Annotated in this window: 6 protein-coding genes; 5 read left to right on the top strand and 1 reads right to left on the bottom strand. The window is 63.6% G+C overall.

The features are described from left to right. Positions 1-90: 90 nt before the first annotated feature. Positions 91-729: a pyridoxamine 5'-phosphate oxidase gene (gene pdxH / locus OQE62_RS18990; RefSeq protein WP_265723621.1), complete on the bottom strand. Its 639-nt coding sequence runs from the start codon at positions 727-729 to the stop codon at positions 91-93. A gap of 275 nt (positions 730-1,004) precedes the next feature. Here pdxH and OQE62_RS18985 point away from each other — a divergent pair, with 275 nt between their 5' ends. From OQE62_RS18985 to tdh, 5 genes are all read left to right on the top strand, one after another. After that, a complete protein-coding gene (locus tag OQE62_RS18985; RefSeq protein ID WP_265723620.1) occupies positions 1,005-2,606 on the top strand; it encodes a 5-guanidino-2-oxopentanoate decarboxylase in 1,602 nt (533 codons plus the stop codon). A gap of 74 nt (positions 2,607-2,680) precedes the next feature. Continuing rightward, positions 2,681-4,114: an aldehyde dehydrogenase family protein gene (locus tag OQE62_RS18980; RefSeq protein ID WP_265723619.1), complete on the top strand. Its 1,434-nt coding sequence runs from the start codon at positions 2,681-2,683 to the stop codon at positions 4,112-4,114. 271 nt (positions 4,115-4,385) lie between these two features. Beyond that, on the top strand, positions 4,386-4,601 hold the full coding sequence (locus OQE62_RS18975; RefSeq protein WP_265723618.1) for a hypothetical protein: 216 nt from the start codon (positions 4,386-4,388) through the stop codon (positions 4,599-4,601). Between the two features lie 47 nt (positions 4,602-4,648). After that, complete coding sequence (locus tag OQE62_RS18970) at positions 4,649-5,848, top strand: glycine C-acetyltransferase (RefSeq protein ID WP_265723617.1); 1,200 nt, start codon at positions 4,649-4,651, stop codon at positions 5,846-5,848. Between the two features lie 110 nt (positions 5,849-5,958). Then, positions 5,959-6,984, top strand: coding sequence for an L-threonine 3-dehydrogenase (gene tdh, locus OQE62_RS18965; RefSeq protein ID WP_265723616.1), 1,026 nt, complete (start codon positions 5,959-5,961; stop codon positions 6,982-6,984). Positions 6,985-7,335 lie beyond the last annotated feature (351 nt).

Genomic DNA, 7,335 nt, shown 5'->3' with positions numbered 1-7,335 from the left:
CCAGAGCCCAAGGACAGATACAAGGGTGCGCCGTGCGCACCGTTCCGTTGCACCGCAACTGTGCCAACGGCCGCTGGTGCGCACGGCCCACTAGGGCCACAGGCGCATCGCCTTCCAGCCACCCTCGTCATCCCGCCGGTAGATAAAGCGGTCGTGCAGCCGGCGCGAGCCGCCCTGCCAGAATTCCACTTCCTGCGGCACCACCCGGTAGCCGCCCCAGAAATCCGGCAGCGGGATTTCGCCGTCACCGAAACGCGCCTTCACTTCCGCGAACCGCCGGTCCAGCTCCTCCCGGGAGTCCACCACTTCGCTCTGGTGCGAGGCCCAGGCGGCCAACTGGCTGTCCCGCGGGCGCCTGTGGAAATAGGCCAGGGCCTCGTCGCGGGAGAGCTCGACGGCGCGGCCGTAGACAATCACCTGACGCTCCAGCGACTGCCAGGGAAACAGCAGGCAGACCTGCGAGTTGGTGGCGATATCCCGCGCCTTGTGGCTGCGCAGGTTGGTATAGAAAACAAAGCCGCCCTCATCGAAACCTTTCAGCAATACGATGCGCTGGGACGGCTGGCCGTTGGCATCGACCGTGGAAAGGCTCATGGCGCTGGGGTCCGACAGCCCGGACTCCACCGCCTCCGAGAGCCACTGGCTGAACTGCTCCAGCGGGCTTTCCTTCAGGTCTTCCCGCGACAGGCCGCCGCGCAGGTACTCCCGGCGCCACTGATCTATTTCCATTACTGCGTTACTCCGTCACTACTAATCCGAAATTCCAATCCAGGTTTCAGGGCCTGAAACGTCTGCCGATGGCACGAACCGGGAAACTTGAACCACAAGTCTACCCGGCGGGTGCGAATTTCCCAATCCGCGCAATTTTCCACACCTCTACTCGGATCCGAGCTCAATTATCCGGTGAATTTACCGCCCAATATGCAGAATCCTCTGCTGCTTGCGCCACAATTGCGCTGTCGCTAGTCTCGGCACACTTTTCAATCCGAAGGAACCAATACACCATGTCCTCAGCGCCCACCTGTGCCCAGGTATTGATGCACCTGTTGCGGGAATATCAGGTAGAAAAAGTCTTCGGTATTCCCGGTGTACACACCATCGAGCTGTACCGTGGCCTGCCCGGCAGCGGCCTGCAACATATTGCGCCGCGCCACGAACAGGGCGCCGCCTTCATGGCCGACGGCTACGCCCGCGCCAGCGGCAAACCGGGTGTCTGTTTCCTGATCACCGGGCCCGGCGTCACCAACGCCGCCACCGCCATGGCCCAGGCCTACTCGGATTCCGTACCCATGCTGGTGATCTCCGCGGTCAACCGCCGCGAGGACCTGGGTATGGGTCGCGGCCGACTGCACGAACTGCCGCGCCAGCAGGACGCCAGCCGCGGCTTCTGTATCTGGCAGCACTCGCTGACCGACGCGGAACAGTTGCCGCAAGTGCTCGCCCGCGCCTTCCAACTGCTGGCGTCCAGCCGCCCGGGGCCGGTGCATATCGAAATTCCCATCGACCTGTTCCCCGCGCCCATGCCGGGCAAGCTCGACGACTACCGCGCCCGCCCGCCGGCCCTGCCCGCAGCGGCCAGCAGTGCGGCAGTGGCAACCGCGGCGGAGTGGCTCGGCGGTGCCGAGCGCCCCGCAATCCTGCTGGGCGGTGGCGCCCAGGCCGCTGGTATCAGCGCCGCAGCGATCGCCGAGAAACTGGCGGCGCCGGTTTTTCTGTCCCTGGCCGCCAAGGGCATCATCGACGAGCGCCACCCGTTGTGCGGCGGCGCCAACCTGAGTTTCGACTGCGTGCGCGAGCGGGTGGAAAACGCCGACGTGGTGCTGGCCGTAGGCACCGAACTGGCGGAGACGGACCGCAACCTGGTGCGCCCCGACTACGCCTTCAAGGGCAAACTGATCCGCGTGGACATCGATCCGGCGCAACTGGTCTGCAACGCCGAGCCGGACCTGGCCATCTGCGCCGATGCCGCGGAGACACTGCGGCAACTGAACGAGGCCCTGCCGGTGGGCGGCGCCACAGAACAGCAATCCGCCGCCGACGAAGTGGCACAACTGCTCGCGGACTGCCGCAGGGAGTGGTGGCCCGGTTCCGAGGAGCGCTACCCGTGGGTTCAGGCCCTGCGCGCGGCACTGCCGGAAGACGGCATCCTGGTCACCGACTCGACGCAACTGGCCTATAACACCAACTGCGCCCTGCCCTGCTACAGTCCGCGCAGCCACCTGACCTGCACCACCGGCTACGGTACCCTGGGCTTCGCCCTGCCCGCCGCCATCGGCGCGCGGCTGTCCGGGGAACGCGATGTACTGGCGCTGATCGGCGACGGCGGCCTGATGTTCACCCTGGGCGAACTGGCCGCGGCGGTGGAACAGCAGTTGCCGCTGCCGATCCTGGTGTGGAACAACAGCGGCTACGGCGAAATCCGCGACTTTATGGATGAGGCCGGCGTGGAACAGGAGGGCGTCAATCTCAGCACGCCGGATTTCGTCGCGCTGGCAAAATCCTTTGGCGCCGGGGGCTGCCGCATCGAGAGGCCGGAACAACTGGGGCCGGCTGTTGCCGAAGCGCTCAACATAAATGTGCCGACATTGATCGAGATCACCGCGTAGGGTGCGCCGCGCGCACCGCCCTGGCACATGGTACGAAGCCGCCCTGTAGGAATACTAAAACCTGGAGTAACTCCATGACAGATTTCAGCAAACTGCACACCGACAAACTCTATATCAACGGCGAATGGCAGGATTCCGCCGGGGGCGATCTGCACCCGGTGGTCAACCCGGCCACCGAGGAAGTCCTCTGCCAGGTGGTACAGGCCTCCAGCGAGGACGTCGACGCCGCCGTCTCCGCCGCCCGCGCCGCCTTCGGCAGTTGGGGCAAGACCAGTGCGGAAGAGCGCGCCGCACTGATGAATGCCATCGCCGACGGCATGGAAAAGCGCCGCGAGGACCTGATCCAGGCGGTTTCCTCGGCGCTGGGCTGCCCCGCCCATATCACCAAGTGGCTGCACGTGGACGGGCCCATCTACGCCATGCGCTACTACGCCGACCGCGCCGCGCTGATGGAGAAAACCGAAAAGGCGGCCCACTCGCTGATACTGCGCGAGCCGGTCGGCGTCTGCGGATTTATCACGCCCTGGAACTACCCGCTGCACCAGTTCGTCGGCAAGGTGGCGCCGGCGCTGGCGGCGGGCTGCACCATGATCTCCAAGCCCTCCGAGACCACGCCCCTGCAGGATTACGTGATGGCGGAGATCATCGACGAGGCGGGCCTGCCGCCGGGCGTATTCAACCTGGTGCCCGGCGCCGGCCCCGTCGTCGGCGCCGCGCTGGCCGCGCACCCGCTGGTGGACATGGTGTCCTTCACCGGCTCCACCCGCGCCGGCGTGGAAGTGGCCAAAGCGGCCGCACCGACGGTCAAGCGCGTCACCCAGGAACTGGGGGGCAAATCGCCGCTGATCATCACCCCGGATGCGGACCTGGAAAAGGCCGTGCGCTGGGGTTGCGAGGATGTGTTCATCAACAGCGGCCAGACCTGCACGGCGCTGGCGCGTATGCTGGTTCCGGCGGACAAATACGACGAAGCGGTCCGGATCGCCAAGCAGTTCGCCGAGGAAGCGGCGCTGGGTACCGGCTCCGACGCGTTGATGGGCCCGGTGTCGTCCGCGCGCCAGCGGGATATCGTGCGTGGTTATATCGAGAAGGGCGTGGCCGAGGGTGCGCGCCTTGTCACCGGCGGCGCCGAGACACCGGAGGGCTACGACAAGGGCTACTACGTCAAGCCGACGGTATTCGCCGACGTCAGCAACGATATGACCATCGCCCGCGAGGAGATCTTCGGCCCGGTGACCTGCCTGATCCCCTACAAGGATATGGACGAGGCCATCGCCATTGCCAACGACACCGAATACGGCCTCGCCAGCGGCGTCTGGGCAAAGGATGCCGACAGCGCCCTGCCGGTGGTGCGCCGCATCGAGGCGGGGCTCTGCTTCGTCAACGGCGGCGAGTTCAATTACGAGGCACCCTTCGGCGGCTACAAGCGCTCCGGCAACGGCCGCGAATTCGGCGACGCCGGCCTGGACGAGTTTATCGAACTGAAATCCGTGCAACTGCCGGCATAAAATTCTGCGCCGCCCGGGGACTGGGCGGCGCAGTTGACGACTGTCCGCGGTCCCGCTATCTTTGCCCCCACATCCAGAGAGTGGCTGACGCCAACGCCAACCTGCCGACCGGGGCAAGGTGGTTTTCTCTTCATCGCCAATGCCTTTGCAACGATGGGAGAGATGGGACCCGACAGTACCTGTAGAAAGGTAACGGGTAATCCAACCGGATTTGCGGATTTACTTCCGCCTCTTCCACGTCAGCCCTCCATGCACTGCTTTTGGAGGGACCATGTCCGAATCACCCTATTCCAGCTCAGACGTTGTCGAAATCCAGATTGCCAACCAGCGCCGCCGCACTGCCGTGCGCGCCGTGCGACGGGCCGACCGGCAATTGCTGTGGCAACTACTGTTCCAAAGTGCAGAAGAAGCTTTAGAATTCGCCACCAGTTGCCGAGCCAGCGATCAGCCCGTAACGGCCCACAAGGCCTGCGAACTGGCCGGATAAACTAGACTGGTGCCACAAGCACGAATCGAGGAGCCAACAAAAACGCCATGTCCAATCGAGAACAATTCTTCCAGCACCTGCGCGACGAACTGAAACAGATCGAAGCCGACGGCCTCTACAAGCGCGAGCGCATCATCACCTCGCAGCAGGCCGCCGAGATTCAGGTAAACAACGAAGCCGAAGTGCTGAACTTCTGCGCCAACAACTACCTGGGCCTGGCCAATCACCCGGACCTGGCGCAGGCGGCCAAAGACGGCCTCGACCAGTACGGCTTCGGCATGGCGTCGGTGCGCTTTATCTGCGGCACCCAGGACATCCACAAGGCGCTGGAATCGCGCCTGTCGGAATTCCTGCACACCGAAGACACCATTCTCTATACCTCCTGTTTCGACGCCAACGGCGGCCTCTTCGAAACCCTGCTGGGCCCGGACGACGCCATCATCTCCGATGCCCTAAACCACGCCTCCATCATCGACGGCGTGCGCCTGTGCAAGGCCAGGCGCTTCCGCTACGCCAACAACGATATGGCGGACCTGGAGAAGCAACTGCAGGTGGCCGACGCCGCCGGCGCCAGAACCAAACTGATCGCCACCGACGGCGTCTTCTCCATGGACGGCGTCATCGCCGACCTGAAGACACTGTGCGACCTGGCGGACAAGTACGACGCACTGGTGATGGTGGACGACTCCCACGCGGTGGGCTTCCTCGGCCAGCACGGCCGCGGCACTCACGAGTACTGCGACGTAATCGAACGCGTCGATATCATCACCGGCACCCTGGGCAAGGCCCTCGGTGGCGCCTCCGGCGGCTACACCTCCGGGCGCGGGGAAATTGTCGACCTGCTGCGCCAACGCTCGCGCCCCTACCTGTTTTCCAACTCCGTGGCACCGGCGATCGTCACCGCATCGCTGAAAGTGCTCGACATGCTGATGGAGGGCGGCGAGCTGCGGGAAAAACTGCGCGAGAACTCCACCTATTTCCGCAAGCGTATGACCGAAGCCGGTTTCGACCTGGCCGGCGCCGACCACCCCATCATCCCGGTGATGATCGGCGACGCCTCCCTGGCCCAGCAGATGGCCGACAAGATGCTCGAGCGCGGCATTTACGTGATCGGCTTCTTCTACCCGGTAGTGCCCAGGGGCCAGGCCCGCATCCGCACCCAGATGTCCGCCGCCCACACACGGGAACAGCTCGACCGCTGCATCGATGCCTTCATCGAAGTGGGCAAAGAACTGAAAATTATTTAACCCCCTAAACCTCAACAGCAAGCTCCCCTCTCCCGGGAGCGCGGAGCTCCAGCTCCGCATGCGGGCCGCAAGGCCCGCCCGATCCAATCACAGAATTCCGGCCCAGAAACATGAAAGCACTCTCCAAACTCAAATCCGAACCGGGCATCTGGCTCACCGACGCGGAAGTTCCCGAACCCGGCCACAACGACCTGCTGATCAAAATCCGCAAGACCGCCATCTGCGGCACCGACATGCATATCTACCACTGGGACGAGTGGTCGCAGAAAACCATTCCGGTGCCCATGGTGGTGGGCCACGAATACGTGGGCGAAGTCGTGGGCATGGGCCAGGAAGTGCGCGGTTTCGAAGTGGGCGATCGCGTCTCCGGCGAGGGCCATATCACCTGCGGCTACTGCCGCAACTGCCGCGCCGGCCGCCGCCACCTGTGCCGCAACACCTACGGCGTGGGCGTCAACCGGCCCGGCGCCTTCGCCGAATACCTGGTGATCCCGGCCCTGAACGCCTTCAAGATTCCCGACAACATCTCCGACGATCTGGCCTCCATTTTCGACCCCTTCGGCAACGCGGTGCACACGGCGCTGTCCTTCGACCTGGTGGGCGAGGATGTGCTGATCACCGGCGCCGGCCCCATCGGCATCATGGCCGCCGCCGTGGCCCGCCATGTGGGCGCGCGTCACGTGGTGATCACCGATATCAACGACTACCGCCTGGACCTGGCGAAAAAGATGGGCGCCACCCGCACCGTCAACGTCAGCCGGGAGGAACTGCCGGACGTGATGAACGAAATCGGCATGACCGAAGGCTTCGATGTGGGCATGGAAATGTCCGGCGTCCCCTCCGCCTTCCGCTCCATGCTCACGGCCATGAACCACGGCGGCAAGATCGCCATGCTCGGCATTCCCGCCGGCGAGATGGCAATCGACTGGGGCGAGTTCATTTTCAAGGGCCTGATTCTCAAAGGCGTCTACGGCCGCGAGATGTTCGAGACCTGGTACAAAATGGCCAGCCTGATCCAGTCCGGCCTGAACCTGGACCCGATGATCACCCACCAGTTTTCCGTCGACGACTTCCAGAAAGGTTTCGACACCATGGGCTCCGGCCATTCCGGCAAGGTGGTCCTGAACTGGCAGTGATGCCGGTAGCGCCAATTTACCTATCTCTATATCCGTGGGCGGGCCGCAGGGCCCGCTTTCCCGACACACCAGCTACTCTCTACCTTACCGCCTCCATTCTCCTTTTCCAGTAAAGTTGCGCATCAGAATATATCCGGTACGCCATGCAAAACTACCGGAAATCCAACAAAGTTTATCGATCAGGGCCTATGCCAAGCGGGAGGCACAAGGGCCAGCGATCAATCTCCAGAAATACGTGGCTATACCAATCAGACCCCAGACTTCACGCTTTAAAATGTCAGCGCACTGTTCGTCGACTTTTTTTCCACTATTAACCCGGCATTCAAATAGGCATCATGCGGCATATCGAAT

This window comes from Microbulbifer halophilus (genome assembly GCF_026183675.1).
In the GTDB taxonomy this organism is placed as follows: Bacteria; Pseudomonadota; Gammaproteobacteria; order Pseudomonadales; family Cellvibrionaceae; genus Microbulbifer; species Microbulbifer halophilus.
The sequence above is the reverse complement of the archived record's forward strand: the minus strand, read 5'-3'. Positions and strand labels throughout refer to the sequence as shown.